Here is a 25,234-nt window from a genome sequence, read left to right on the forward strand (position 1 = left end):
ACCTTGTTGTGCGCATGAAAAAACGACGCTCACTTCGGGTTGAGTCAGCGTCATGTTTTCACTCTGTTTCAAATCGCTGAATCAGCGGGTTCAGGCAGATTCTTCGAGAACCGCAAAGGGGCTGATTTTGCGGACTTTCTCTTTGATCTGTTCTTTTTCAGAAGCGTCTTTGGCTTTCTCGAACTTGTCCCGGAGTTTCTTCAGTTTGGCTTTCCGGCTACGACGCGAAGCTAACTCACGCCCTTTTTGAACACGTCCCATGTCTCTCTGGTTCCTGTTAAGTGAAATTGATATGTTCTAATGTATATATTCAATGTGAAGAATTTGATTCTAACATCATTGAAAGTAAGGGGCAACGATCAGAGAGCAGCATTTTCTGATAGATTTTGAGAGAAGCCGGGGCGCAAGATTCGGGTTGACCCGGAGTAACAACCCTGATATTTCACGTTTCCTTCTCTCTAACTCCACAACCTCATATCGATTTGATTCCGTATCTGCTCGTCTTTCTGCAACTCGGGCTGCACGCAGAATTTCTATAACTCTCTCTATAGTAAACAATTGGGATAATTCTCATGCTCATTCAGTCTTACCGGACTGTAGTACTGATGCTGGCCCTCGGTGCGTTCCTGTTCTGGGGTGCGATCGATTCCTGTTCTGCGCAGAACAGGAAGACAATCTTTGACGACCCGGACGGATCTGAGTATTCACCTTTGCCTCAACGTCATCAGACGATTTTCATGCCCCGCGATGAGAGTCAGATTCAACAGACCAGCCAGTCTCCTCAGATTCCCGATGTGCTGGATGCTGAATCCAAGGCCGCTTTGGGGATTCCTCCCCAGCTGTTAAAAGAGGATCAGGTCTGGGGCCCAACTGATGAAGAGTGTGTCGATTGTGAAACCTTTGTCCCCATGCTGGCCCATAAGAGCGCGACTGGTTCGGTAACCTGGTTGCCCGGGAGCGACGATAATCTGGGCATCTTCACTTTGTATCTCTCGGAAACGGTCGATCTGCCGCGGCTGGAAGGGTTTACGATCACACCCCGGTTCGGTGTGCATTATCTGGATGGTCCCGTGCGGACTGATCTTCCGGCGCGGGTGTATGATACTTCAGTCTCGTTCCGGTGGTTTGAAAAAGTGAATGATAAATGGTCCTACGAGCTGGAAGTCGCTCCGGGGGTTTACAGTGATTTCAAAAACGTCACTTCCGATTCGCTGCGAATCACCGGTAAGGGGCTGGCTTACTTTGTTCATTCCCGTGCCAAGCAGTTCGTGATGGGGGTGGTCTATCTGGACCGTGAAGATATTATGATGCTTCCGGCAGCTGGTATGATCATGTGGTTCAGTGAAGGCTCTCGCCTGGAACTGATCTTCCCCAAGCCGAAGTTTACGTATCGGCTTGAGAAAGACGAGCATCTGGAACGCTGGGCCTATGTTGCCGGCGAATTCGGCGGCGGTTCTTGGGCCATCCGACGGGGTAAGAAGGGCGTTGATGACATTGCGACCTACAGTGACTTACGTCTGATTGGTGGCTTGGAAACCAAGCACACCAATGGAAAAATCAGTCAGCTGGAAGTTGGATTTGTCTTCAATCGCCGGCTGGAATATCAATCCAACAAGGGGAATTACGATATTTCCCCTACGGCGATGTTACGCTACCAGCTGACATTCTGAATTCAGAGGTCACAGTTAATGTCGACCCAGGTCCGCTTATCAAATGATTCCAGTACGGAGTCAGCGATGAGCTGGGCAGAGGCACCGTGGTCGAAACCGGGAATCGCATCTCGCTCTTCCACGATGGCCGACACAAATTCGTAGACCAGGTCGTAGCGGAACACGGTGCTGGGGACGCCGGCGTGGGGATCACGGGGGCTGCCTTCGATGACCAGATATTCCTCAGGGACGGGCAGTTTTTCCATTGTTTGTCCCGGTTTGCCGATGAGGATATTGTTGGGATCGGTCAGCTGATAAGCGGCTGAGCCTTCCGAACCGTTGACTTCGGCCCATTCGTAACCGAAGCCATCGTTGTGGTAGCCTTTCATCAGGGTGCTGCCTTCCCAGACGCCGACGGCACCATTTTCAAACTGTCCGATCAGTGAAGACCAGTCGTCGACCTCAGAGGGCTCACAGGCTTGTCCGTCGGCGGTTTTGTCACGGGGAACAAACTGAGCGACGGCACCACAGATGCTCTTAATCGGTCCGAGCAGGTCCTGCGCGAAGTCAATGCGATGAATGGTCATGTCGAACAGATCGCCGGCACCAGCGAGTTTCTTACTCTGACGCCAGCCCCAGCTGGACTCGGGCCAGTCCAGAAAGCGCTGGCTACGGAAGTGGCGCGGTACGCCGAGGGCTCCTGATTCAACCAGATGTTTCACATACCGCATCGAAGGGGCGAAGCGGTAGGTGAAGGCGGTCATGTGGCGGAGGTTGGCATCGCGGGCGGCTCGATACATTTCTGCCGATTCTGTGTAGTTCAATCCCAGCGGTTTTTCACACATGACATGTTTGCCTCCATTGATACAGGCGAGGGCGATTTCGTGGTGTGTGAAGTTGGGGGTCGCGATGATCACGGCGTCGACATCGGGATCATCGGCCATTTCCTGGAAGTTTGTGGTCGCTTTGGTTTTGCCCCAGTCACTTTGACGCTGGGCCAGCAGTTCTGAATTGGGGTCACAGATCGAGACCAGTTCTGCACGGGGATCGAGATTGATACCGGGGACGTGGTGGTAGTCGGAGACGGCGCCGGCTCCGATGATTCCAATGCGAACTTTGTCTGTCATGAGAAAGCCTTTTCAGGGGTTGAGAATGATTATTTCTGTTTGATCAACTGATTCAGCAGGGCAAATGCTTCCGCCTGGTTCTGGATGCGCTCTTCCAACTGGGCATCCTGAATTTGAGTTAAGAGTTCTTTGAACTGTGGGCCCGATTTGATGCCGGAAGCGATCAGATCATTGCCTGTAAGCAGTGGCGGGGGATTCAAGACCTCAATGGGGGTATGATCACGATACTCTCGGCAAAATTCAAGGTCTGCCAGCGACTGATTCCGGGAACGCAGGTCTGCTTCGGCCAGTTCCAGCAGGAATGGGAAGTTCGGATGCGCCAGCAGGCGTTTCAGCCGGGAGAGGGGGAATGCAGAGGCTCCCTGCAGACTGTTTCTGTGTTCAATCAGCCAGTGCACCAGATTGAGTTCATGGTTGGAAAAGCGGAGCTGTTTACAGATCTCGTAGACGGTATTCAGCCGTTGCTGATCATCGGTGGCAGGCAGGTCGAGCAGCAGGGCGGCGAACGCTGGTTCAAAATGCGTTGACTGCAGGAATTCCAGCCGTTTGAGAGTCTGTTGCCAGAGTGGCTGGTTTGACTCAGATTCCCATAGAAGAGCCAGTGCCGGGATCACAGGTTTGAGCAGACCGGCAGTGCAGGCCAGTTCCATCGCATATTCACGATTCGGGTGAACCAGCATTTTTCGCATTTCTTCCGCGATGCGTTCCGGGCTGACAACAGTGATTTCCTGAGCCATGGTCTGGATCGCATGAAACGTGGTTTCATCCAGGCGAAAACGCAGAGTGGCAGTGAAGCGGATCGCACGCAGCAGACGCAGTTTATCTTCCTGCATCCGTTCCAGAGGGTTTCCGATGGCGCGAATGATATGCTGCTGCAGATCGGTTTTCCCGCCGACATAGTCGAAGATGGAATCGTTGATCGGATCATAGAACATGCCGTTGATTGTGAAGTCGCGGCGCTGGGCATCTTCTTCAGCTGTGGTGAAATGGACATGTTCCGGCCGGCGGCCATCCAGGTAAGGGCCTTCGGTGCGGAATGTCGCGACCTCAACATCGCAGTCCGGCTGGTGGCCACGAACGATGATCACACCAAAGCTGGCACCGACGGCCAGGGTTCGACGTTTACCGAACAGGTGACGCACTTCTTCAGGCAGGGCATTCGTGGCGACATCGTAATCTTTGGGCTCTTTGCCCAGCAGCAGATCTCGCACGCAGCCTCCGGCCCAGAGTGCCTGGAAGCCGGCGTCTCTGAGTTTCTGTACGATTTCGACTGCTGCCTGATAGGGTTCTGTGTGTTTCATGAGGCTGAAAGTGTTTGGGGGAATCGATCTGGGACTGTCGTCGATACGATCATAGCAAGTTCTGTTCAGATATCGACTTATGCTGGCGTTTTTTTAAGCAGGCGGTTTCGGTGATTGTAAATTCATCAGGAAAACCGTGGATTTCAGGACAGGGAAAACCGTGTCGAGGTTCAGAAACGGACTTCGCAAACAGGGGAAAATGACGTATGATGTATAGCCATTTATTTCTTGATGACTGGTGGTTCGGGTTCACTCTACTATGGAGCTCAGCATTTCCAGAACAATGACAGGATGGACGTTTTGCGAGGAACACACGGTATACGCTTTGATGGAACCCGATTCTGGGTTCTCCACCGCAGGCGGGAATTCGGCCCTTTCGATTATGAATGGAGCAAGGATTTCTCGGGCGTGGAATTTATGTACCGTGATCAGAAATTTGGTGAATATTGCAGCAGCGAAGAGATTTTCGCTGATTTAAAACAGTTCTCGCTCCCCATGCGTGTAGTGGAAGTCTCTTGTCTGACGATCGGAATGATCCTGTATGGCATTCTGAATGGCCTCCCGGAAAGACATTGGAAAGAACTGCTGCGAGAGCGGCTCGATGAGAGCGGATTTCAGCGGTTCCGTTTTCGTGATGAAGGCCAGGAGCGTTTAACAGGCTGAAGTTGGTTCGCACCTCTTTTTCTGCGAAGATCTGCTGTTGGTTTACGAAGTAACTGTCGGCAGTCTTTCCGTTCTCTCGCTTTTAGTCTGTTTTTCCTTAAGTTATTGTATATCATCAATTTATGGCGATTGATGATTCCTGGTTCAGATTACGATTGATTTTAAACACGTGTTTAATACAATTGTTTGAAACAGGTTTTTTACGGGTTCTCCCTGATAGTGCCTGTTACCTGATTGTCAAACTCATAATGCAGCGCTAGAAACGTGCAGGAGTCAGGAATTTATGTCGTCTGTTGATGTGCGAAACCGTTTGCTGGAAGCTGCGGGGCCTGTTTTTTCGGAAAAAGGCTTCGAGAAGGCGACGGTGCGCGAAATCTGTCAGAAAGCAGACGTCAACGTAGCGAGCGTCAATTACTACTTTGGCGACAAAGAACAGCTATATCTGGAAGTCATCTGCCTGGCCAAAGAGATGGGAGTCTCTCGAGCCCCTTTGCCTGAGTGGTCTCCCGGAACATCCGCCGAACAAAAATTGCGGGATTGGGTCATTACGCTGGTCAGACGTATGTTGGGAACGGGAGAACTCTCCTGGAGCAATCACCTGATAATGCGGGAAGTCCTGAGGCCGACGAAAGCCTGCGGACATTTGATTCAGGAGCTGTTTCGTCCCTTTGTGAATATTGCTGATGGGATACTGCTGGAAATGCTGGGGGACGAAATTCCTCCTTATCGCAGGATGCAGTGTATTTTCAGCATCGCAGCTCAGTGTCAGTTTTATCGGGTCTCAGGAGGGATGGTCAGCCTGATGCTGGGGCCGGAAGAGCAGGCAGCCCACTATGATCCAGAGCACCTGATTGAGCACATCCTGCAGTTCTCACTCGCAGCTGTTAAAAATCTGAAACAGGAATTCAACGAACCCGTTATGGAATCTTCTTCAACACTTCACAAGATCTGAACCTGAGCAAGGCAGAATGCGACTAGATCGATAGACCACTCTCAGTTCTTCCCGGAAATCTCCCGTTGGTCGGAAGCGTCCGCAGCCAACTCTCGTAGGAATGCGATTCAGCATAGAAATCAGTCATGTCAGAAACGAAAACAAAAACATCTCAAAGCTGGTCTAAGAAGCTGAAGCATATTCTGCTGCCGATTCTGATTCTGGGGATCGGTGGTGGCAGTATGGTTGTCCTGAAAGCCATGAAGCAGGAGCCGGAGCAACAGGAAAACCTGACCGAACAGACCGCACCCCTGGTCTCAACCGAAACGATCAAGGTTTCCGATTCGGGAGTGACGATTGCCGTTGATGGGATTGTGGTTCCCTCGCGAGAAGTGAAGCTGGCAGCGGAAGTCGCCGGCAAGGTGCTCTACACGAAAGATGGTTGTAAGGTTGGCAATCTGGTGCAGAAAGCAACGCAGCAGGAAAAGGAAGCGGGTGGAGATGAAAGTCTGCTGATTCAGATCGATCCGGAGAATTACCAGTTGGAGGTGCAGCGTCTGACACAGGAACTGGGGCAGGCTCAGAACGCCATTGATGAACTGGAAGTTGAAATCGACAATGCCAAATCGATGATCGATCTGGCACACGAAGAAGTCCTGCTGCAGAAAAGTCAGTTAAGCCGGGTCGAAAAATTACGGACGCGAAATGTTGTCTCTGACACGGAATACGAAGAAGCCAAACGGGGTGAGCTGGCAGCGCGGAATGCGCTGCAGAAACTGACCAATGAAGCAGACCTGCTGCGGGCACGTCGTCAGCGGATGATGCTTGCCCGCGACCTGGTCAAAGTACAGCTTTCCCGTGCGCAACTGGATCTGAAGCGTACGAAAATCTATTCGCCCATCAACGGTGTCATCGTGGAAGATACGGTGGAAAAAGATGGGTATGTGAAGGTCGGTGATCCCCTGGTAATGATCGAAGACACATCCTCGGTCGAGGTGCGATCCAATTTGCGGATGGAAGAACTGTATCAGCTCTGGCAGCACGCGGCTCAATCTGCTCAAAAGGGCAAACCTGTGCCCGTTGCCGGAAATGGCGGGCGGCATGATCTGGGATACCAACTGCCCCAGTTGCCGGTCAAAGTGAGCTACGAAATTGGTGGAAGAAAATTTATCTGGGACGGCAAGCTTTCCCGCTACGATGGGATCGGACTGGATGAGAAAACCCGTACGGTTCCATGCCGGATTGTTGTCTCTGATCCGCGACCGACTGAAATTCTGGTTAACGGAAAACCGACGAGTCAGGTTGTGGGCGCACCACCGCTGGCGCGAGGGATGTACGTCTCGGTGGAAATTCCTCTGGAGGGTAATGTATCTCTGCTCGAAATACCGGAAACGGCGATTCGACCAGGTAACATGGTCTGGATTGTCCAGGAAGGCAAGCTGCACGAAGAGAAGATTCGCGTGGTTGATACCAGTGGCAGTCAGTTGCTGGTGGAACTGGGGGCCTCAGGGCTCAAGCCCGGCGATCGTGTGGTGACCTCGCCCTTAAGTGTGGCCAATGAGGGAATGCCTGTCCGTGAAGGAGAGTTGAAATGAAGTCGGTCATTAAATGGGCCATCAACAACTCTCCGGCGATGAACACGTTGATGGTTACCGTGCTGGGGGTCGGCCTGGTCTCGCTGATGTTCATGCGACGCGAAGTCTTTCCAGAGTTTGAACTGGAGATCATTCTGGTTTCGGTGCCTTACCCCGGAGCGAGTCCCGATGAAGTCGAGGAGGGAATCTGTCAGAAGATGGAAGAATCCGTCCGCGCGATTGACGGCATTAAGAAGATTACTTCCATCGCCAGTGAAGGTTCGGGCTCGCTGGTACTTGAACTCCGCGCCGATGTGCCTGACGTGCAGAAGATCTTAAACGAGGTCCGCTCCGAAATTGATCGCATCCCCAGTTTTCCTGAGCTGGCAGAAGATCCGGATATTCAGCAGATTACTTTCCGCCAGGTGGCGATTGAAGTCGCCGTCATAGGGCCCGGGAATGAGGATGAGAACAGCGAACTGGAACTCCGCACGGTTTCCGAGAAGATTCGCGATGAACTATTGCAGCTGAAGTCGGTCTCGCAGGCCAACATTGCCGGAGCCCGGGATTATCAGATCGACATTGAGATACCGGAAGCGACCCTGCGAAAGTATGGCCTGACTCTACAGGATGTTGCCCGCACGGTACGACGGGAAAACCTGGAACTGCCGGGCGGTAAAATGAATACCAACTCGCAAGTACTCTTGCTGCGGGGGAAGAATAAGCATCTGATCGGGAGTGAAATTGAAAAAATTCCGCTGGTAACCGAACCGGGTGGAGTCGTGCTGACGGTCGACGACCTGGGGGAAGTGCATGATGAATTTGCTGATACGACCATGATCAGCGAAATCAATGGCAAACCGGCCATGTCGATCGCCGTCGAACGTACATCTCAGGAAGACCTGCTGGCGATTGTGGAAGAGGTACGGGAGTACGTCAAAGATGCCCAACTGCCTCCCGGATATTCGCTCAAGCTCTGGAAAGATCAGTCCATCGATGTGCGCGACCGTATGGAGTTGTTGAGTTCGAACGGGCTTCAGGGGCTGATTCTGGTGTTTATCACCCTGGCCATCTTTCTGGAATCGAGACTGGCGTTCTGGGTCGCACTGGGTATTCCAATTTCGATGTTCGGTGCCTGTATCGTGTTGTATTACACGGGGCAGACTCTCAACATGCTTTCGATGTTTGCCTTCCTGATGGCGCTGGGGATCATCGTGGATGACGCGATTGTTGTCGGCGAAAATATTTATGAGCATCGGCAGATGGGCAAATCGTTCGTTACTGCTGCCATCGATGGGGCCTCTGAGGTACTGCCGTCTGTCTGTGCCTCGGTGACGACGACGGTTATCGCATTTGCTCCTTTGTTGTTTGTCTCCGGGATCATGGGCAAGTTTATCGCGGTGATGCCGATTGCTGTAATCGCGATGCTGCTCATTTCGCTTTTGGAAAGTACGTTCATTCTGCCCTGTCACCTGGCGCACGGAAATCCCTCGAAATCCGGGGCACAGAATGGAGAATCGGAGGGTTTTGTCGGGCGGAAACTGAATGCGTTCATCGAAAAATGCTACACACCAGTGTTAAAGGCTTCGCTGAATTATCCCTCTTCTACGCTGGCGGTTGCAGCAGCATTGATGCTGCTCTCTGCAGGTTTGATTATGGGCGGGTTTGCTCCCTTCAACCTGTTTCCTAAAACCGATTATCGGATGATTGAAGCCACAGTGGAATTTCCTGATGGTACTCCCAAATCAATTACCGATGCCGCGACGCGCAAGATTCGTCAGGACTTTCTCGATCTGGATCAGGAGTACCAGCAGAAGCACGGCAAGTCACTGATTAAGCTGACTCGACGAAATGTCGGATTTGGTACCCGGGAAGAATCCGGAGCCCAGCTGGGGGGGACGGTTGAAGGCAGTCATATCGGTAAAGTCAGTATCGAAATCGTGGAGGCCGGCGAGCGAACAATCGGAAGTGAAGCGCTGCTTGAGCTCTGGCGGGAACGCGTCGGTGAAGTGCCTGGCGTCGATCGAATGACTTTTAAATCTCCCACGATGGGTCCGGGGGGCAAGCCGATTGAGTTTAAGCTGCTCTCTGATGGTACGCATTTAAGTGAACTGGAAGCTGCGGTCGAAGCATGCAAACGGGAACTGGAAACCTATCCCGGCGTTAAGGACGTTAATGACGATTCGAGTCCAGGAAAGTGGGAATTCCAGATTAAAATCAAAGATAATGCTCGTGCCATGGGGGTACCCCTGGCGGATGTCGCTGAAACAGTTCGCGCAACGTACTACGGCGAAGAAGTCATGCGGCTGCAGCGTGGTCGTCATGAGGTCAAGCTGATGGTCCGCTACCCGGAAGAAGAGCGACGTTCGCTGATGAGCTTTGATGATATTCGAATCCGGACCGGCGACGGAAGCGAACGTCCTTTAACGGAACTGGCGGATGTCACTGTCAAACGTGGGTATTCCGAAATCAACCGGATCGATCAGCAGCGATCGATTACTGTCTATTCCGACCTCAATGAGAAAGAGGGAAATGCCCGTGAAATCGTGCAGGCCCTGAAGAAACCGGGAGGCTTTATCGATGAGCTGGCTGCCAAATACCCGAACGTAAGAGTTCGCTGGGAAGGACAGCAGGAACAGACCAACGAATCGGTAAACAGCCTGATTATCGGTCTGATGATCGCACTGGCGTCAATGTTCGCGTTACTGACGGTTGAATTCCGTTCGTATGTGCAACCCCTGATCATTCTTGGAATCATTCCTTTCGGAATTATTGGTGCGGTGTTTGGGCATGCGATCCTGGGGATGGAACTGACTCTGTTTTCTTTGTTCGGTCTGGTGGCGTTGACGGGAGTGGTCGTGAATGATTCGATCGTATTGATCGACTTTATCAATCATCGTGTTGCTGATGGACTGCCTCTCAAGGATGCGTTGATCGATGCGGGGCGTCGTCGTTTTCGTCCAGTGTTATTGACTTCGATGACGACGATTGTGGGACTGGCTCCCATTTTGAAAGAGACGTCTTTCCAGGCCCAGATTATTATTCCGATGGCGGCAAGTCTGATTTTTGGTCTGATGCTTGCCACGGTGCTCGTGTTATTCCTGGTTCCCACCTATTATTACCTGTATGCCCGCCTGATGGGGGCACAGCCGAATGAGCCCTGGTGGGACAAAATGGATGGAAAGCATGAGGAAGCAGCCTATAATGAACTTGAAGGGCAGCACTCAGAGGCAGCTCCCGTTCAGGCTTGATTCTGTTTGTGAACAGGATTACAGGCTCTTGCTTGTTGTGATGGCGTCTGGTTAGTATACGCCCTCCATTTTTAAGACAGGCCTCTAGTCAGAGTCGAATAGAAGACGATATCTTCTTTCAGGTTGAGAAGAATGAAGCGCGTACTACTCAAATCAAAAATCCACCGAGCCACGGTGACCGAAGCGAATCTGGCCTACAATGGCAGTGTGACCATCGATCAGGAATTGATGGAAGCAGCAGACATTGTGGAGTACGAACAGGTACAGATCTACAACATTACTTCGGGGACCCGGTTGACCACCTACGCGATTGTAGGAGAGCCCGGTTCGGGAGTGATCTGCATCAACGGCGCTGCCGCACACCTGGTAAATCCCCAGGACCTGGTGATTATCGCCAGTTACGCGGAATATAAAGAGAAAGAAGCCCGCGGCCATCAACCCAAGGTCGTGCTGGTTGATGAGAATAACACTCCGATTCCCGCCAGTCAGCCGGTAGCCACCAGCTCAGAATCGTGAATAGCCAGATAATTAAGCCGAATGCTTAATTATTGTGCAGCTCTGTGGCGGCCATTCGCAGTCGAATTGTATTGCGTGCAGAATTTCAAAAAAAATCGGTCTGCCACTTCCTTCCTCTTCAGTCATAGCGTATCATATTGATGCGTTCGCCATCTTTTTGAGCATGCTGGTGCAATGTTTTCATGCTGTGAATTCAGTGCTGGCATCACTTTCGGAAAAGTTAACTCACCGAAATGCTTATGACTAAACTGCTTATGAACTTGTTTCAGCATCGCACAACCTTGCTGTGACTGATTAGGATTTTCCGATAAACGAATGGAAGACGATCGCCCTATTTTAGAAGATATGGTGGGGTACAGCCCTGCGATGCGTAACGTCTATCGTCTGACGCGTCGTGCAGCTGCCACATCATCGACGGTCTTACTGACTGGAGAAACCGGCACCGGTAAAGAGCTGATTGCCCGTGGTATCCATGAACTCAGTCCGCGCGCTACGGGTCCTTTTATCCGTGTGAACTGCGGTGCTTTGAGTGAAAGCCTGCTGGAAAGCGAGTTGTTTGGTCACATCAAAGGGGCATTCACCAGTGCTGTTGAGAATCGGACAGGACGTTTCGAAGCGGCCCACGGAGGAACTATCTTTCTGGACGAGATTAACTCCGTCAGTTTTACATTGCAGGTGAAGCTGCTGCGTGTTCTGCAGGAGCATGAATTTGAACGTGTCGGTGACACGCGATCGATCTCTGTTGACTGTCGTTTTGTCGCGGCTACCAACCGTAATCTGCTGGATGAAATCGAAGCCGGGCGGTTCCGGGAAGACCTGTATTATCGATTGAACGTGATTCCCATCGATCTGCCTCCGCTGCGCGAACGTTCTGAGGATATTCCAGATCTGGTTCACTTTTTTGCGAAGCAGTTCTCTGCAGAAGAAAAGATTCCTCTGCCGAATTTCTCGAGCGAGGTGTTGAACACATTCAAGAACTACAGCTGGCCGGGCAACGTTCGCGAACTGCAGAACTATGTTGAACGACTGATCGTACTTTCTGGTGAAGATGGTCCTTCGCTGGATTTACTGCCGGGGCATGTGACCGGGCGTTCCGCTCCACGGGCTGTCTCTGCTCGCGCACAGGATCCGGAGACGATCTGTCGTGATCTGGTTTCCATGGAGTTGCAACGGGTGGGAGAGGATTCCACCGATGTGCATACTCAGGTTGTGTCGCTCGTGGAAAAAGAAGTGATTTTGCAGGTTTTAAGGTCCTGCCAGGGTGTCCAGACCAAGACAGCCACCCGGCTGGGGATCAATCGCAATACGCTGCATAAAAAAATCTCGGAGTACGAATTAGAATCTGAAGCAAGATGACTTGCCCTTCACCAGCTGAACAGCCCTATAATAGGGTGCCGTTCTGATTCTCATCAGAAACGCCGCAGTCCCACCACTTTTCAGCCCCTTCTGTTCGTGATAAAGTCGTCAGCATGTTGTCAAATGTGACTGTTTTCTGTTTCATGGCCAGTTACCTGGTAGCCTTCTGCTTAGAGTTGGCCCGGTTTCTGCGCAAGAAGAACGGATGGCTGCGACCGCTGATCATTCTGTTTTCCCTGGCGGGACTGGTGGCCCAGACTGCCTATCTATTCAATCGCTCCCATGAAACACAACTGCCGCCCCTGTTAGGCTCGACGCACGACTGGCTGGTGGTTTTCTCGTGGCTGCTGGTGGCGATCTATCTGTTTATTAACCTGATCGATGAGGAACTCTCGATCGGGCTGTTTCTGTTTCCGTTGGTGCTCGCGCTGGTCGTGGCTTCCTATTTTGTCGATCACGTGACGAATCCGCTCGTACAGCCCGCGACCCGATCCTGGGCGATGCTGCATGCTACACTGCTGGTCCTGGGAGGCGTGGGAATTGTACTCTCGTTTGTGCTCAGCGCGATGTATCTGATTCAGCACCGACGGTTGAAGCAGAAACAGAATTTTTCCGATGGATTTCATCTGCCCAGTCTGGCCAAGCTCTCGCGGTTGAATCGCTGGGCTTTGATGATCGCGGCTCCCATGCTGACGGTTGGCATGGGCATCGGTATTGGACTGGGGGTCTATGTGCGCAAGGGAGCTCAGGCCATTTCGTTTGTTGACCCGGTCATCATTGTCTATGAGATTGTCTGGGCGGCGATGCTGTTGAGTGTGATTTTTATCCTGCGTACGAAACAACCCAATCAGAAGCATATTGCTCAGTTGACGATCTGGACCGGAGGGCTGTTGCTGCTGACCGTGATCGGCATTCAGATTCTGACCAATATCCGTCTGTTGAACGTGGATTCCTGGCACTCCGGATCGGAGCAGCCACGGATAGAATCGCAGGAGACGACTGCAGAGAGGGCCGCCTTGTGAATCTGCAGGTCGTATATTGTAACCACCAGACTGCGGGACTGGATGTGCGAGAGAAGCTGGCGTTCTCCTCAAAAGAACAGCTGGAAGAGGCATATTCCATCCTCAAAAAGTCCTATCCGGAAACGGAGATGGTGGTAATCTCGACCTGTAACCGGGTGGAGCTCTATACCGCGACGCAGGAGCCGGAAACCGGGCCTTCCCACCAGGAACTGGCCAAATTCTTTTCGGAATTTCATCACGTTCCGGTCAGCGATTTCTTCGAAGACTTTCTGGAGCGAACCGGTCCTGATGCCGTACGACATCTGTTTCAGGTCGCTTCCAGTCTCGACAGCATGGTGCTCGGCGAACCTCAGATAGTGAATCAGGTTAAAGAAGCCTATCAACGGGCGACCGAGAATGCCTTATGTGGACCGCTGACCCATGCCTTGTTCCAGCAGGCGATCCGGGTTTCGGCGCGGGTGCGTACGGAAACCATGCTGGCAGAGGGGCGGGTTTCGATCGCCAGTGTGGCGGTGGGGACCTTCGGGAAAAGCATATTCGAGCGTTTTGACGACAAGACTGTTCTGATCATCGGGGCAGGCGAGATGGCCGAAGAGACTCTGACTTATCTCAAAGATGAGGGGGTCAAGAAGATTGTCGTGGTCAATCGCAGCCTGGAAAACGCCCGGAAGCTGGCAGTCAAGGTGGGAGGTGAGGCGCGTCCTTTTGATGATCTGGATGATTGTCTGGCGGAAGCGGATGTGATTGTCAGCACGACCGGAGCCTCTCAGCCGATCGTGGATGTGGAACGGTTTCAACGGGTATTAAAAAAGTCTGGCAATAAAACATTCTTTATTCTCGACCTTGGTGCACCGCGGGATTTTACTCCTGCAGTCGGCCAGATCAACGATAATATCTTTCTGTTCGATATCGATAACCTGGAAGCGACCTGTGAAAAGAACCGGCGGGCGCGTCAGAAAGAGGTTGAAAAAGCACTGACGATCATCGACGAAGAAACCGAGCGTTTCATGCATGGTGTCTATCATCGAGCGACCGGGCCGATTATCAAACAGCTCCGCGAACAGTGGCACGATGTACGCGAGCAGGAAGTCGACAAGCTGTTCAGCAAGCTGTCCCATCTGGATGAAAAAGATCAGGAACTGATTAAACGTTCGATCGAACAGATTGTGAATAAGCTGCTGCATCCACCACTGGAAGTCCTGCGTCAGGAAGCACGCGAAGGGACGCCGCACGGCTTGCTCGACGCGCTGAAGCATCTATTCCATATTCGCGACTGATTCTTCACGAGTTGCGGGCGTCTCTCTGATCACAGGGAGATTGATCAGAATCGCAGCGATGAAAGTCAACAGGATATTAATACTGTTGATGTATTTCGAAGCCTGATGATAGTTTGTGAACTGAGCTGGCCGCGGACTGCCCGGAGGCGTAATCATGGATTCCAGTGGCTGATAGATCCAGAAGTAATCGGCCAGGCTGATTGTCAGCGTGAGAATGACCAGTGCCAGGATCAGGTTTGCTTTCCAGCGAGGCAGCAGTTGTTTTGACCGAATTCCCAGGCATCCCAGAAACGCTCCCACCAGCAGCACCCACTCCAGCGTATAGTAGACGGGGAAGTGCAGGGAAATCAGCTGGTCACGCACCAGTGAATCAAAGGGTTGAAAGGTAACATCCTGGACACCGTTGATCACAAAAATTACTGCGGCGCCGACCCAGGCTGAGAGGCAGAAGCGGGTTAAAATCAGACAGACAGACTGCATGGTTCAGTTCACGTTCAATCAGGAGTCAGAGATGTGTGTCAGGGGCGTGTAGTCCTATGCGGGATTACTTTTCAGGGTAATCAATCGCGTCGCAGGCAGGAAAGCAGATTCCTCGTTGAAGCAGGATATTTCCCGAAATACATAGCTGGAAACAGAAAATTCGGTATCGCTTCCTTTGATGATAGCCTTTGGTGCCGCCAAACGTTAATATTGTTTATAAATTCCGCAGAATCTCGAAATCGTGTCGGAAGCGAGATAGAGAATCGTCAGTCGGTCAGTTAGGATAGATTCTATCCAACCTGAATTCCTCGTTATCATTCCATCCAGATTTCTGTCTGAAATACTACGGTGATCAAACATGAAACAAGCAAAACATCTCGCAGTTTTCTCCGGTTCTCACAGACGTGCTTTGAGCACAGGCAAGAGGTTCCTGAAATGGGGACGCTGGGGATGCCTGGCTCTACTGGCCGGTGTCTGTCTGAAATTCGCGGTGGCTGCTGAGAAGGAATCGGCAGTACCCAAGTCGCCTCTCTCGCCGGAGGAGTCTTTAAAACAGACGGTCGTGCATCCTGATTTTGAAATGCAGGTGGTGGCGTCCGAGCCGAACGTGGTTAACCCGGTCGCTGTTGCCTTTGATGAATCGGGTGTTCTGTGGGTGGTCGAGATGACGGACTATCCTCATGGACCTAAAGAGGGTGAAGCTCCCAAGAGCCGGATTAAGCTGCTGCGGGACAAAGATCAGGACGGCTTTTACGAAACGGCGACTGTTTTTGCAGACAAGCTGTTATTTGCGACCGGGGTGCAACCCTGGAAAGGGGGGCTGATCGTCACCCTGGCTGGCAAGGTGCAGTTTATGAAGGACACGGACGGCGATGACAAAGCCGACCTGGTCGAAACCTGGTTCACCGGTTTCAAAGAAGAAAACTCGCAGCTGCGTGCCAACCATCCGACACTCGGCCTGGATAACCACATTTACATTTCCAATGGTCTGCGTGGCGGATCCGTGATCGCGACCCATCCCGAGTGGACTAAAAATGCGCAGCAGGTTCCGATTAACGGTCTCGATTTCCGTTTTCATCCCTTGACCGGCAAATACGAATCAATTTCCGGGATCGGGCAGTTCGGACTGACGTTTGACGACTACTGTAATCGGTTCGTCTGTTCCAACCGTAATCCGAACAAACACATCGTGCTGGAGAGCCGGTATCTGAAACGAAATCCTTATCTGGCTGTGAAGTCGGTCTATCATGATGTCTCTCCCGATGGAGAAGACTCCCGCGTATATGCGATCAGCCGTACCTGGACGACTTCGACATTGCACGCCGGACAGTTTACTGCTGCCTGTGGTGTGACCATTTACCGGGGAGATCTGTTCCCGAAAGCATTTTACGGCAACAGCTTCACCTGTGAGCCGACTGCCAATCTGGTGCACCGTGATGTGATGACTCCGATGGGAGCGACCTACGATTCCAAATACGGACGCGATAAAGTTGAGTTCATCGCCAGCCGGGATGAATGGTTCCGGCCCGTCAATATGTACAACGGACCGGATGGGGCACTGTATCTATGCGACATGTATCGTGCGGTGATCGAACATCCGCAGTTTATGCCCGTCGAACTGAAAGAGCGTTCCGACCTGAATGACGGGATCGATCGCGGCCGGATCTATCGCATCGTACCTAAGAAATCCAAAATCAATAAAAGTGTTTACACTTCGTTGAAGGATGCCACGCAGGCAGACCTCATCGCTGCTCTGTCTTCGAAAGATTCCTGGCAGCGGGAGACCGCAGCTCGACTGATTTTTGAAGGTCAGGATGCCTCTCTGCAGCCTGCTCTCGAAAAACTGGTGACGGCAGGCAAAAACGAACAGGCCCGCATCCAGGCACTCTGGTCTCTGGAAGGACTGGGAAAACTGAGTGACGCTGTTTTGATGCAGGCGTTGAAAGATCAATCACCGCGCGTGCAGGGACAGGCGGTTCGTCTGAGCGAACCGCGTCTGGCTGAGAATCAGGACTTGAAAAAACAGGTGCTGGCTCTGGTCGACACGGCAGATCCCACGCTGCGATTCCAGTTGGCAATCAGTCTGGGAGAAGCGGGTGATAGTAGCTCGATGGTTGAGGAACTGGCACAGCTGATGTTGCAGGGGGCCGATGACAGCTGGACCCGTGCCGCTGTGCTTTCTTCTGCAGCCAATCAGAGTGTGCCAATTTTCAAATCGTTCCTGAAGCAGTTAAAACAGTCTGGTCAGAAAGTAACCGCCAAGTCCAGTGTGACTGAAGCCGTGGGAGAAATGGCAGCAGTAATTGGTCCGCAGCTCAAGGCAGACGATATTCAGGAGACGCTGTCCCTGATTGCGGGCCTGGATGCGGATTCATATCTACCTCTGCAGATTGCCGGCTTCGAAGGACTGGGAAACAGCCTCCGACGCCGAGGGAAATCGATCGCCGCCTATCAAGCGCAGCTTTCAGAAGCGGATCAGAACAAACTGAATCAGTTCTACCAGAAGATCGTAGAAACGGCAGCGAATCCGAAGAGTCCGCTGGCTCAGAAGCTGGAAGCGATCGGTGTGTTGCAGTTTGTTGGTTTCGATGCAGCCGGGAAAACGCTGCTGGATCTGATTCAGGGTAAGAACTCGCAGGCAGTGAAGATTGCCGCCATCGAAGCGATCAGCCCTTACGGGGATGCACAGATCGGACCGGTATTGATGGATGGCTTTGCCCAGCAGACTCCCGGCATGCGTCGGGCCATTCTGGATGCGATGCTGGCCAGCCAGGATCGGACGAACGTACTTCTGGATGAAATCGAAAAGGGTGAGATCAAGATTTCTGAACTGGGGCCCGCACGTTCTACTCGATTGCAACGGAACCGTGATGCTGGAATCAAGAAGCGGGCAGCCGCCTTGTTTGCTGCAGCGATTCCTGCCGACCGGAAGCAGGTTCTGGCTGACTACCAGAAGTCACTCAAGCTGAAAGCTGATCCTCTGGCCGGAAAGCAGATCTTTGTGAAGAACTGCGTGACCTGTCACCGGATTGGTGAACTGGGCGTGAATGTTGCTCCTGATATCGGCGACTCCCGTACCAAGACACCAGAGTATCTGCTGACCAACATTCTGGACCCAAACCGGGCTATCGATGCGAACTTCTTCAGTTACACGATTATCACCATTGATGGTGTGGTGCATACCGGTATTATTTCTTCCGACAGCGGCGGATCGATCACGCTGACGCAGCCGGAAGGAAAAACCATAACCGTGCTGAAGGATGAAATCGATGAAATGAAGTCCAACGGTGTTTCGCTGATGCCGGTCGGGTTGGAGAAAACCATCAACCCGCAGCAGATGGCGGATCTGATTTCGTTCATCAAAAACTGGCGTTACCTGGATGGTCAGGTACCGAAAGATATTGCCAAGCCGCAATAAGCTGGCGGCTGCTAAATAATCAACATGGCATCACCATAGCTGTAGAAGCGGTATTTCGCTTCTACAGCTTTTTCGTAGGCTTCCCGGATCAACTCGGTATCGGCAAATGCACTGACCAGCACGAGCAGTGTTGATTTCGGCAGATGGAAGTTGGTCAGCAGGCAGTCGACCGCCTGAAACTGATAGGGGGGATAGATGAAAATATCGGTCTCACCCTGCCAGGCCTGGAGTGGCCCCTGCTGAGCCACCGATTCCAGTGTGCGGACGCTGGTCGTTCCCACAGCAACGATGCGGCCTCCCTGTTCCCGCGTCCGATTCAGAAATGCAGCGGACTCTCCCGGAAGTTCACACCATTCTGAATGCATTTTGTGTTCTTCGAGAGTTTCACAGGCAATGGGTTTGAAAGTGCCGATACCCACGTGCAGCGTGACTTTGGCAACCCCGACTCCTTTTCCGGTGCAGTTAGCCAGCAGATCGGGAGTGAAATGCAGTCCCGCGGTGGGGGCAGCGACGGCACCAGGCTGGTTGGCATATACGGTCTGGTAGCGTTCCCAGTCTTCTTCGGTCGCCAGATCGCGTTTCATGTAAGGGGGCAGGGGCATGGTACCGAAATGCGAGAGCAGGGCGTGATGATCTTCATCGGACTGTACCAGGGCTGTCCAGTAGCCCTCGTCATCTTTGGACTGCATGATCAGCGAGAGCTGTTTCTCTTCACTGCGCGAATGTGCGGGAGTCAGTTCGATTGTCTCGCCGGGAACCAGTTTGCCGCGGGTTTTGCTCATCAGTTTCCACTCCCCCTCGGCATTGGATCCGAGGTAGAGTCCTTCCCACTTTCCTCCCGTGGCCTGGCGAACTCCAAACACTCGGGCTGAGAGCACGCGGGTATCATTCAGAACCAGGCAGTCCTGGGGATTCAGAAACTGAGGCAGATCGGAGATCATGCTGTGCTGTATGGAACGATCCCGGCGGTTGACAACCAGGAGACGGGATTGGTCCCGCTGGCGGGTGGGTTCAGTGGCAATCAGTTCCGGGGGCAGGTGATAATCGAAGGCATCTAAACGGGGCATCGGTATTGTTTCGTTGGGCTGTGATCGAGGGAATTCAGGTTCGGCAGACGCAGTATGGCCGGGAAAACGACTGAAAATGGCGGATTTTAACGAACGTTTGATATTACTCTGGTCAGAACAAACACAATTTTTCAATCTGAGCTTGCTGCGACTGACCCTGAGGGAACAATAGAAACAGAGCCTGCCCGCCTGTCCTCAGGCGAAGTCGGTATTCTGCCAGGAGATGACAGTTGTCTGACAGCCACGCACCTTATCCGATCGCATTTTGCATTACCGGTCTGCAGCCCGGAGGGGCGGAACGTGCGCTGGTACAGATCGTCACGCGGCTCAATCGAGAACGCTGGGCTCCTGTTGTTTACTCGCTGACCGGTTCCGGTCCACTGGTCGAGCCGCTGCAGCAGGCGGGGATCCCAACAGAAATTTTACAGGTGCGTTCAGCACGAGACGTCCGCATTATCTGGCACCTGGCGCAAAAGTTCAAAGCACAAAAACCAGTTTTGTTGCAAACATTTCTATTTCACGCCAATCTCGCGGGGCGGCTGGCTGCCCGCCTGGCACATGTACCACATGTGGTTTCCGGAATTCGCGTGTCTGAAAAGCGACGAAACGGTCATTTGTTTCTGGATCGGCTCACAAATCGACTGGTGGAGCTGAATGTCTGTGTCAGTCAGTCCGTGGCTGACTTTTCGATTCAAACCGGTCGTTTATCATCCGCGAAAATCACTGTTGTTCCCAACGGAGTGGAATTTCAGCGGTTTGCGGAGGCAGTACCTGCAGATCTCACATGCTGGAATATACCGACTGATGCCAAGGTGGTTCTCTCGGTTGGTCGGCTCGATCCCCAGAAAGCACCCCACGATCTGCTTTCGGCATTTCTGAAATTTGCCAGCCAGGCACCTGAGTTTCATCTGCTGTTTGTCGGAGATGGTCCCCTGAGGACTGAACTGGAGCAGAGAGTCTCTGAATCTGGATATTCCAGTCAGGTTCATTTCGCTGGATGGCAGCCCCAGATTCCGGAACTGATGCGGGCGGCAGACTGCCTGGTGCTCTCTTCTCTGTGGGAAGGGATGCCCAACGTGGTACTTGAATCGATGGCTGCTGGATTGCCTGTCTTATCGACCCGAGTTGATGGAATTTCTGAGCTGATTCAACCAGGAGAGCAGGGGACACTGGTGGAAATCGGATCAATTGATCAGCTTCACCGGGCACTGGTCGATTTCAGGACCTCACCTGCCCAGTTTGTCAAGATGGCTGAGAATGCGCAAACTCTTGTAGAACAGGAGTTTACCTGGGAGTCAATTGCCCGGAAATATGACCAGATTTATTCCCAGATCCTGTCTCTGACGGACTGATTTTCCACCGGTTATTCACACCAGAATCACCCCCTCTCAACAAAATTTAAAAATCATCAAAGTCGCAATTCCAATCCAGATAAGTATCTAGGACGAATCCGATTCCAGGAATCCGATTTACGCATTTAATCATGCTTGACGATTTCTTTCTGGGTGGTAAATTCAGCACTCTGTGGTGAGAAGTGGTGACGGGTGGGGGCCAATGGCGTTAACGGGAACTTTCAACAAGATTCTGGATGGAAAGCGTCGACTGGCAATCCCCAAACGGCTCAAGGAAGAGCTTATCACCGAGGACTTCACCCAGATTTATATTGCACCTGGTACTGCATCGTCTTTGTTGCTTTTCTCAGAGAAAGGATTTGAACAGCAGGCACAACGATTGAAAGAATATTCCAGGAATGGCCCGGAGGCAGCCCAGTATCTGCGGTTGTACTATGCACGGGCAGAGAAGGTGGAAGTCGACTCTCAGGGGCGCATCTGTATCCCCGAACGACTCGCTGAACTGGCCAGCCTGGAAGTGAAACAGGAAGTGGTTCTGATTGGAGTTCAGGACCACGCTGAGATCTGGAATACCGAGCGTTGGAACACCTATCTGAACGACCATGGTCCTCATTTCGATGAGATGGCTGCGCAAGCATTTGGTCAAATGCCCTGGTAATCCATTTCACGTGACAATTCATTGATGTTCATCATTGCTGACTGAGTGTATCAACAAATCTAAATCTCATGTTGTTCAAGGAGGACAATCTGGAACTCTTCCGCTGGCTACCGGGCTTTGCGGATTGAAGGTGAAATGGATGTCACCTGCGTGTGCTCAGAATATTGGGTTGGGCCACCGGTCGTTCGTCTCCAAATACAGGTAGAATGGATGCTGCCTGGAGCGGATGGCTTCAGGGTTCCCTCCTTGGACAGGACCCGCGAGATCAGTTTATAACGAAACCTGTTAGTTTCCGAATCGCCTGCCTGAGGCTCAATTTGTTTCAGGCAGGCGATTTACGTTAGTGCCATCGGTCCTGTTTTAAAAATCTTTAACTGATCTTGTCAGAAAATCAGAATTTTCCTAAACTTCCCGCGCTTGAGAGTCAGATGGAGTTCTTCCCTCTGGTTTTCGGGCGATCGATCTCTCTAAGAGTGACACTTCTCAAGTTTCTACCCCCACCATAAAAAATCAAATCAGAATTCAGTGATCAGAATCGTGATGATTTTCTGTCTGAGAAAATGATCAACGATTGATTGAGCTGTTTTATTATTAGAATCGTAGCCAATTACATGTCAGGGAAATCCGGTGATCAGAAAAGGCCCGTACATATACCGGTCCTGCTCCGTGAAGTCATGGAGCAACTGGATTTGTCGCCCGGACTGGTCGTGGTGGATGGCACCGTTGGCGCAGGTGGTCACAGTCAACATATCCTGAAACAAATTGGAACAACTGGAACTTTAATCGGTCTGGATCGTGATGAGATGATGCTGGGATTTGCCAGAGAAAAATTAGGAGCGGAAACATTGCCGGACGGGCAGTGTTTTCTCAGGCAGGCCAGCTATGCAGAGCTTCCCGCGGTGCTGGCAGAGCTGCAGATTCCCTCGGTCGATCGTGTTCTGCTGGACCTGGGGCTCTCTTCCGATCAGCTGAGTGATGAAACGCGCGGTTTCGGTTTTGAAACTCCGGGCGATCTGGATTTGCGATTTGATACACGACAGGGCATTCCTGCCTGGCAGTTACTGGAAACACTGTCTGAAGCGGAACTGGTTGAGATTATGGAAGTCTATGGCGAAGAGCGATTCAGTCAGCGGATTGCCAGCCAACTGGTTCAGCAACGGAAAACGAATCCTGTCCGGACAGCTGCGGACCTGATTGAAGCGGTACAGGCGGCAATGCCCGCCAAGGCCCTGGCGACGGCTCGCAAAAATCCGGCAACACGCGTCTTTCAGGCGCTGCGGATCGCCGCCAATCAGGAGCTGGAACAACTGGAGACCATGCTGGATGCGGTCTTGCCTCAGGCGCTGAAGCCCGGAGGAAGAGCGGTCATCATCAGCTTTCATTCATTGGAAGACCGGATGGTCAAGCAGGCGTTTAAAGACCGGGATCAATGGAAAAACCTGACAGCCAAACCCATCACAGCCACGCAGGCCGAGCAGCGGGTCAATCCTCGCTGCCGCACGGCCAAGCTGCGGGTGGCGGTCAAAACATAGTTTGCGTGAGTCATTTCACAGGGTGACAGGTGGGAGACTGCCTGTCTGAAAAGTAAAAACAGTTTTTAATTCGAATTGGTTCAGTGCCATGACTGAAGAAAAGAAAACAGAAGAAACAGCAGAAGAGGACTGGGGTGTCGAGAAGCCTAAGGGCGGAATCGCCATCGAGACCAAAGTAGGGCTTTGCCTGATTTGTATTCTGCTGAGTGCCTTTGGTCTGGTTGTCTATCAGAAAATCAATCGTCCCCAGGAAGCACTGGCTGTCAACAGCCCTGCCGAAGATGGTACGGGGGAGCAGACGCCGGGTGAAGCAGATCCCTTCGCCGACGGTAACGGAGAAAATAACGGTACTGCAGAGGTTACAGAGCAGTCCGCTGACTTCAATACGGGCGGCGGAGATTCCGGATTTTCTACTCCTCAGGAAAACCAGAACCAGGACAATGCTATTGGTGCCCAGGAGCAGCCCGCCGGTGATCAATTCGCCCAGAAAGGCTTCGATAATTTCGATAATCAGTCAACATTCAATAACCAGAGCGAGCCTGCGCAATCAACGGAAATGGCTGCCAACCAGTCGAACAATGGTTTTGAGTCGTTTGACCAGCCTGCTGCTGGCAACAATGAATTTGGTAATCCGGCACAAAATGATTTTAATTCTGGGATGCAGAATCAGTCGGAACCAGCAACATTCGATAACGCTCAGGCAGATCCTTTTGCCGGCGGCGATCAGTTTGCGCAACAACAGCAGCCTCAGGCAGCCATGCAGAATGATTTCAACTCCGGAGCCGGTTCTGAGTTTAATGCTCAGGAAGCGGGTGCAGGCTCCGGTCTGATGGAACAGCCGGTCGCGAATGAATTTGCACAGGCTGAGACCGGTAACGCTGCCGCAGTGCAGGTGGAAGAAGATCCCTTTGGTGCCTCCAGCGAGCCGGCACAGGCCATGCCTCAGCAGGCTGAACCTGCGAGTGATGATGAGTTTGGTAACTTTGACCTCGCCGAAGAAGGTGCCGGGGGACAGATGCAGAACTCAGGCGGATTGCCTCAAAAAACAGCTAAAGTCAATATCACCGAAATCTCCAGCCAGTCGGAGCCTGATCCTTTCGGGAATGCCGGTTTTGATCAGCCGGAACCACAGGCTTCCACCGGTCAGATGGAGAATCCAAACGAATTTGGGGCAGATGTTTCTGCTGCCAATGCAGGGAACTTTGAACAGCCTCAGGTTTCTGAATTCAGTGAAACACAGGAGACTCAGGGTACCGATCGTTTTGGCGATTTCCGTGCGGAAGAATTTTCAGCCCAGCAGGCAGAAAGCGTGACCACAGTCAAACGTCCGGCAGCCAGTATTGATTCGGGATCCTTCGAAGAAACAGCGATGACTCCCGAGCCGGCTGCACAGGCACGAGGACTCTTCGATGGGCCTGCGCCTACTCAGAGTGTCTCAGTTCAGGAAGAGTTTGGTGCGTTGCAGGAAGAGAGCTTCAGCCAGCCGGTCGCAGCAGCGACGGGGGGAGAGTATGTCGTTCAGAACGGTGAAAACTTCTGGACGATTTCCAAGAAGCTGTACGGCAGTGGAAAGTATTTTCAGCTGCTGGCCCGGATTAACAAGAGTCGCGTCAGCGATCCCCGAACGATGCGTCCGGGGTTAAAATTGATTGCCCCGGATCGCTCTGCGATTGAAGCCCAATACCAGGCGATTCATAAAACCAGTAATCAGACTACTGTCAGCGAGTTCAGCGGCAGTAACACCGTGCGAAAGCCGGGCAAAGCATCAGGGTTTTTCATCAGCCAGGATGGGCGCCCGATGTATCGTGTGGGCAGCAATGATACTCTGACGGATATTTCCCAGCGTCATCTGGGGCGATCTTCTCGCTGGTTTCAGATTTATCAGATGAACCGACAGAGGCTGCAAAATCCGAACAAGCTTCAAATTGGTACGGAATTGCAGCTCCCGACCGATGCCAGCCGGGTCAGTCTTGTGCCCGGAAACTCTTCCAGCCGATAAGAGATAAAGCGTCTTTGTTCGTCTTTATTACTCCCATTTCTGAGCTGGCGGCGAGGCAGCA

Annotated in this window: 19 protein-coding genes; 14 read left to right on the top strand and 5 right to left on the bottom strand. The window is 52.2% G+C overall.

The annotated features are described in order from the left end of the window. Nucleotides 1-90: 90 nt before the first annotated feature. Nucleotides 91-261 (bottom strand): DUF6800 family protein, encoded by a 171-nt coding sequence (locus FYZ48_RS29385; RefSeq protein WP_187782237.1) that lies wholly within the window; start codon nucleotides 259-261, stop codon nucleotides 91-93. Nucleotides 262-572: 311 nt separating this feature from the next. Between FYZ48_RS29385 and FYZ48_RS26360 the strand changes: the two genes are divergently transcribed. Continuing rightward, entirely contained in the window at nucleotides 573-1,670 is a 1,098-nt protein-coding gene (locus tag FYZ48_RS26360) for a DUF6268 family outer membrane beta-barrel protein (RefSeq protein WP_149345501.1), read from the top strand. A gap of 2 nt (nucleotides 1,671-1,672) precedes the next feature. Here the strand turns inward: FYZ48_RS26360 and FYZ48_RS26365 are convergent, their stop codons facing one another. Further along, nucleotides 1,673-2,776 carry a Gfo/Idh/MocA family protein gene (locus tag FYZ48_RS26365; RefSeq protein ID WP_149345502.1) on the bottom strand — a complete coding sequence of 368 codons (1,104 nt, stop codon included), beginning with the start codon at nucleotides 2,774-2,776 and terminating at the stop codon, nucleotides 1,673-1,675. A 29-nt stretch (nucleotides 2,777-2,805) separates the two neighbouring features. Continuing rightward, a complete protein-coding gene (locus tag FYZ48_RS26370) occupies nucleotides 2,806-4,077 on the bottom strand; it encodes a CCA tRNA nucleotidyltransferase (protein WP_149345503.1) in 1,272 nt (423 codons plus the stop codon). A 291-nt stretch (nucleotides 4,078-4,368) separates the two neighbouring features. On the opposite strand from FYZ48_RS26370, the gene FYZ48_RS26375 reads away from it, so the two are divergent. The 8 genes from FYZ48_RS26375 (at nucleotide 4,369) to hemA (ending at nucleotide 14,667) form a co-directional block, all read left to right on the top strand. After that, a complete protein-coding gene (locus tag FYZ48_RS26375; protein WP_242022778.1) occupies nucleotides 4,369-4,740 on the top strand; it encodes a hypothetical protein in 372 nt (123 codons plus the stop codon). A 283-nt stretch (nucleotides 4,741-5,023) separates the two neighbouring features. Further along, a complete protein-coding gene (locus FYZ48_RS26380) occupies nucleotides 5,024-5,692 on the top strand; it encodes a TetR/AcrR family transcriptional regulator (RefSeq protein WP_149345504.1) in 669 nt (222 codons plus the stop codon). A 125-nt stretch (nucleotides 5,693-5,817) separates the two neighbouring features. Next, the gene (locus tag FYZ48_RS26385) at nucleotides 5,818-7,266 is read left to right on the top strand and encodes an efflux RND transporter periplasmic adaptor subunit (protein ID WP_149345505.1); all 1,449 of its coding nucleotides are present in this window, start codon (nucleotides 5,818-5,820) and stop codon (nucleotides 7,264-7,266) included. Beyond that, nucleotides 7,263-10,496, top strand: a complete 3,234-nt coding sequence (locus FYZ48_RS26390; RefSeq protein WP_149345506.1) for an efflux RND transporter permease subunit — start codon at nucleotides 7,263-7,265, stop codon at nucleotides 10,494-10,496. Before FYZ48_RS26385 ends, FYZ48_RS26390 begins: the two co-directional genes overlap by 4 nt. 132 nt (nucleotides 10,497-10,628) lie before the next feature. Next, entirely contained in the window at nucleotides 10,629-11,012 is a 384-nt protein-coding gene (panD, locus tag FYZ48_RS26395) for an aspartate 1-decarboxylase (protein WP_145039340.1), read from the top strand. Nucleotides 11,013-11,327: 315 nt separating this feature from the next. Further along, entirely contained in the window at nucleotides 11,328-12,368 is a 1,041-nt protein-coding gene (locus tag FYZ48_RS26400; RefSeq protein WP_149345507.1) for a sigma-54 interaction domain-containing protein, read from the top strand. A gap of 113 nt (nucleotides 12,369-12,481) precedes the next feature. Next, entirely contained in the window at nucleotides 12,482-13,390 is a 909-nt protein-coding gene (gene ccsA, locus FYZ48_RS26405; protein ID WP_149345508.1) for a cytochrome c biogenesis protein CcsA, read from the top strand. After that, nucleotides 13,387-14,667, top strand: a complete 1,281-nt coding sequence (hemA, locus tag FYZ48_RS26410; protein ID WP_149345509.1) for a glutamyl-tRNA reductase — start codon at nucleotides 13,387-13,389, stop codon at nucleotides 14,665-14,667. The genes ccsA and hemA overlap by 4 nt, the downstream gene beginning before the upstream one ends. Here hemA and FYZ48_RS26415 read toward each other — a convergent pair. After that, the gene (locus FYZ48_RS26415; RefSeq protein ID WP_145183085.1) at nucleotides 14,647-15,147 is read right to left on the bottom strand and encodes a hypothetical protein; all 501 of its coding nucleotides are present in this window, start codon (nucleotides 15,145-15,147) and stop codon (nucleotides 14,647-14,649) included. The two genes, hemA and FYZ48_RS26415, sit on opposite strands and share 21 nt — an antisense overlap. A 358-nt stretch (nucleotides 15,148-15,505) precedes the next feature. Between FYZ48_RS26415 and FYZ48_RS26420 the strand changes: the two genes are divergently transcribed. Next, nucleotides 15,506-18,565, top strand: coding sequence for a PVC-type heme-binding CxxCH protein (locus tag FYZ48_RS26420; RefSeq protein ID WP_149345510.1), 3,060 nt, complete (start codon nucleotides 15,506-15,508; stop codon nucleotides 18,563-18,565). Nucleotides 18,566-18,576: 11 nt separating this feature from the next. Here FYZ48_RS26420 and queA read toward each other — a convergent pair whose 3' ends face one another. After that, a complete protein-coding gene (gene queA / locus FYZ48_RS26425) occupies nucleotides 18,577-19,632 on the bottom strand; it encodes a tRNA preQ1(34) S-adenosylmethionine ribosyltransferase-isomerase QueA (protein WP_149345511.1) in 1,056 nt (351 codons plus the stop codon). A 230-nt stretch (nucleotides 19,633-19,862) separates the two neighbouring features. Here queA and FYZ48_RS26430 point away from each other — a divergent pair, with 230 nt between their 5' ends. The 4 genes from FYZ48_RS26430 to FYZ48_RS26445 all read left to right on the top strand — a co-directional run bounded on the left by FYZ48_RS26430 (nucleotide 19,863) and on the right by FYZ48_RS26445 (nucleotide 25,173). Next, nucleotides 19,863-20,984, top strand: a complete 1,122-nt coding sequence (locus FYZ48_RS26430) for a glycosyltransferase (protein ID WP_149345512.1) — start codon at nucleotides 19,863-19,865, stop codon at nucleotides 20,982-20,984. Between the two features lie 202 nt (nucleotides 20,985-21,186). Continuing rightward, nucleotides 21,187-21,642 (top strand): division/cell wall cluster transcriptional repressor MraZ, encoded by a 456-nt coding sequence (locus FYZ48_RS26435; protein ID WP_145039363.1) that lies wholly within the window; start codon nucleotides 21,187-21,189, stop codon nucleotides 21,640-21,642. A 611-nt stretch (nucleotides 21,643-22,253) separates the two neighbouring features. Further along, nucleotides 22,254-23,174 carry a 16S rRNA (cytosine(1402)-N(4))-methyltransferase RsmH gene (rsmH, locus tag FYZ48_RS26440; RefSeq protein WP_149345513.1) on the top strand — a complete coding sequence of 307 codons (921 nt, stop codon included), beginning with the start codon at nucleotides 22,254-22,256 and terminating at the stop codon, nucleotides 23,172-23,174. An 88-nt stretch (nucleotides 23,175-23,262) separates the two neighbouring features. After that, complete coding sequence (locus tag FYZ48_RS26445) at nucleotides 23,263-25,173, top strand: LysM peptidoglycan-binding domain-containing protein (protein ID WP_149345514.1); 1,911 nt, start codon at nucleotides 23,263-23,265, stop codon at nucleotides 25,171-25,173. Nucleotides 25,174-25,234 lie beyond the last annotated feature (61 nt).

The organism is Gimesia chilikensis, from assembly GCF_008329715.1.
Taxonomy (GTDB): Bacteria; Planctomycetota; Planctomycetia; order Planctomycetales; family Planctomycetaceae; genus Gimesia; species Gimesia chilikensis.

Bases quoted from the DNA above. Each gene is read 5' to 3' on its own strand.
- FYZ48_RS29385 (WP_187782237.1), bottom strand. From the start codon at position 261: ATGGGACGTGTTCAAAAAGGGCGTGAGTTAGCTTCGCGTCGTAGCCGG.
- FYZ48_RS26360 (WP_149345501.1), top strand. From the start codon at position 573: ATGCTCATTCAGTCTTACCGGACTGTAGTACTGATGCTGGCCCTCGGT.
- FYZ48_RS26365 (WP_149345502.1), bottom strand. From the start codon at position 2,776: ATGACAGACAAAGTTCGCATTGGAATCATCGGAGCCGGCGCCGTCTCC.
- FYZ48_RS26370 (WP_149345503.1), bottom strand. From the start codon at position 4,077: ATGAAACACACAGAACCCTATCAGGCAGCAGTCGAAATCGTACAGAAA.
- FYZ48_RS26375 (WP_242022778.1), top strand. From the start codon at position 4,369: ATGGACGTTTTGCGAGGAACACACGGTATACGCTTTGATGGAACCCGA.
- FYZ48_RS26380 (WP_149345504.1), top strand. From the start codon at position 5,024: ATGTCGTCTGTTGATGTGCGAAACCGTTTGCTGGAAGCTGCGGGGCCT.
- FYZ48_RS26385 (WP_149345505.1), top strand. From the start codon at position 5,818: ATGTCAGAAACGAAAACAAAAACATCTCAAAGCTGGTCTAAGAAGCTG.
- FYZ48_RS26390 (WP_149345506.1), top strand. From the start codon at position 7,263: ATGAAGTCGGTCATTAAATGGGCCATCAACAACTCTCCGGCGATGAAC.
- panD (WP_145039340.1), top strand. From the start codon at position 10,629: ATGAAGCGCGTACTACTCAAATCAAAAATCCACCGAGCCACGGTGACC.
- FYZ48_RS26400 (WP_149345507.1), top strand. From the start codon at position 11,328: ATGGAAGACGATCGCCCTATTTTAGAAGATATGGTGGGGTACAGCCCT.
- ccsA (WP_149345508.1), top strand. From the start codon at position 12,482: ATGTTGTCAAATGTGACTGTTTTCTGTTTCATGGCCAGTTACCTGGTA.
- FYZ48_RS26415 (WP_145183085.1), bottom strand. From the start codon at position 15,147: ATGCAGTCTGTCTGTCTGATTTTAACCCGCTTCTGCCTCTCAGCCTGG.
- FYZ48_RS26420 (WP_149345510.1), top strand. From the start codon at position 15,506: ATGAAACAAGCAAAACATCTCGCAGTTTTCTCCGGTTCTCACAGACGT.
- queA (WP_149345511.1), bottom strand. From the start codon at position 19,632: ATGCCCCGTTTAGATGCCTTCGATTATCACCTGCCCCCGGAACTGATT.
- FYZ48_RS26435 (WP_145039363.1), top strand. From the start codon at position 21,187: ATGGCGTTAACGGGAACTTTCAACAAGATTCTGGATGGAAAGCGTCGA.
- rsmH (WP_149345513.1), top strand. From the start codon at position 22,254: ATGTCAGGGAAATCCGGTGATCAGAAAAGGCCCGTACATATACCGGTC.
- FYZ48_RS26445 (WP_149345514.1), top strand. From the start codon at position 23,263: ATGACTGAAGAAAAGAAAACAGAAGAAACAGCAGAAGAGGACTGGGGT.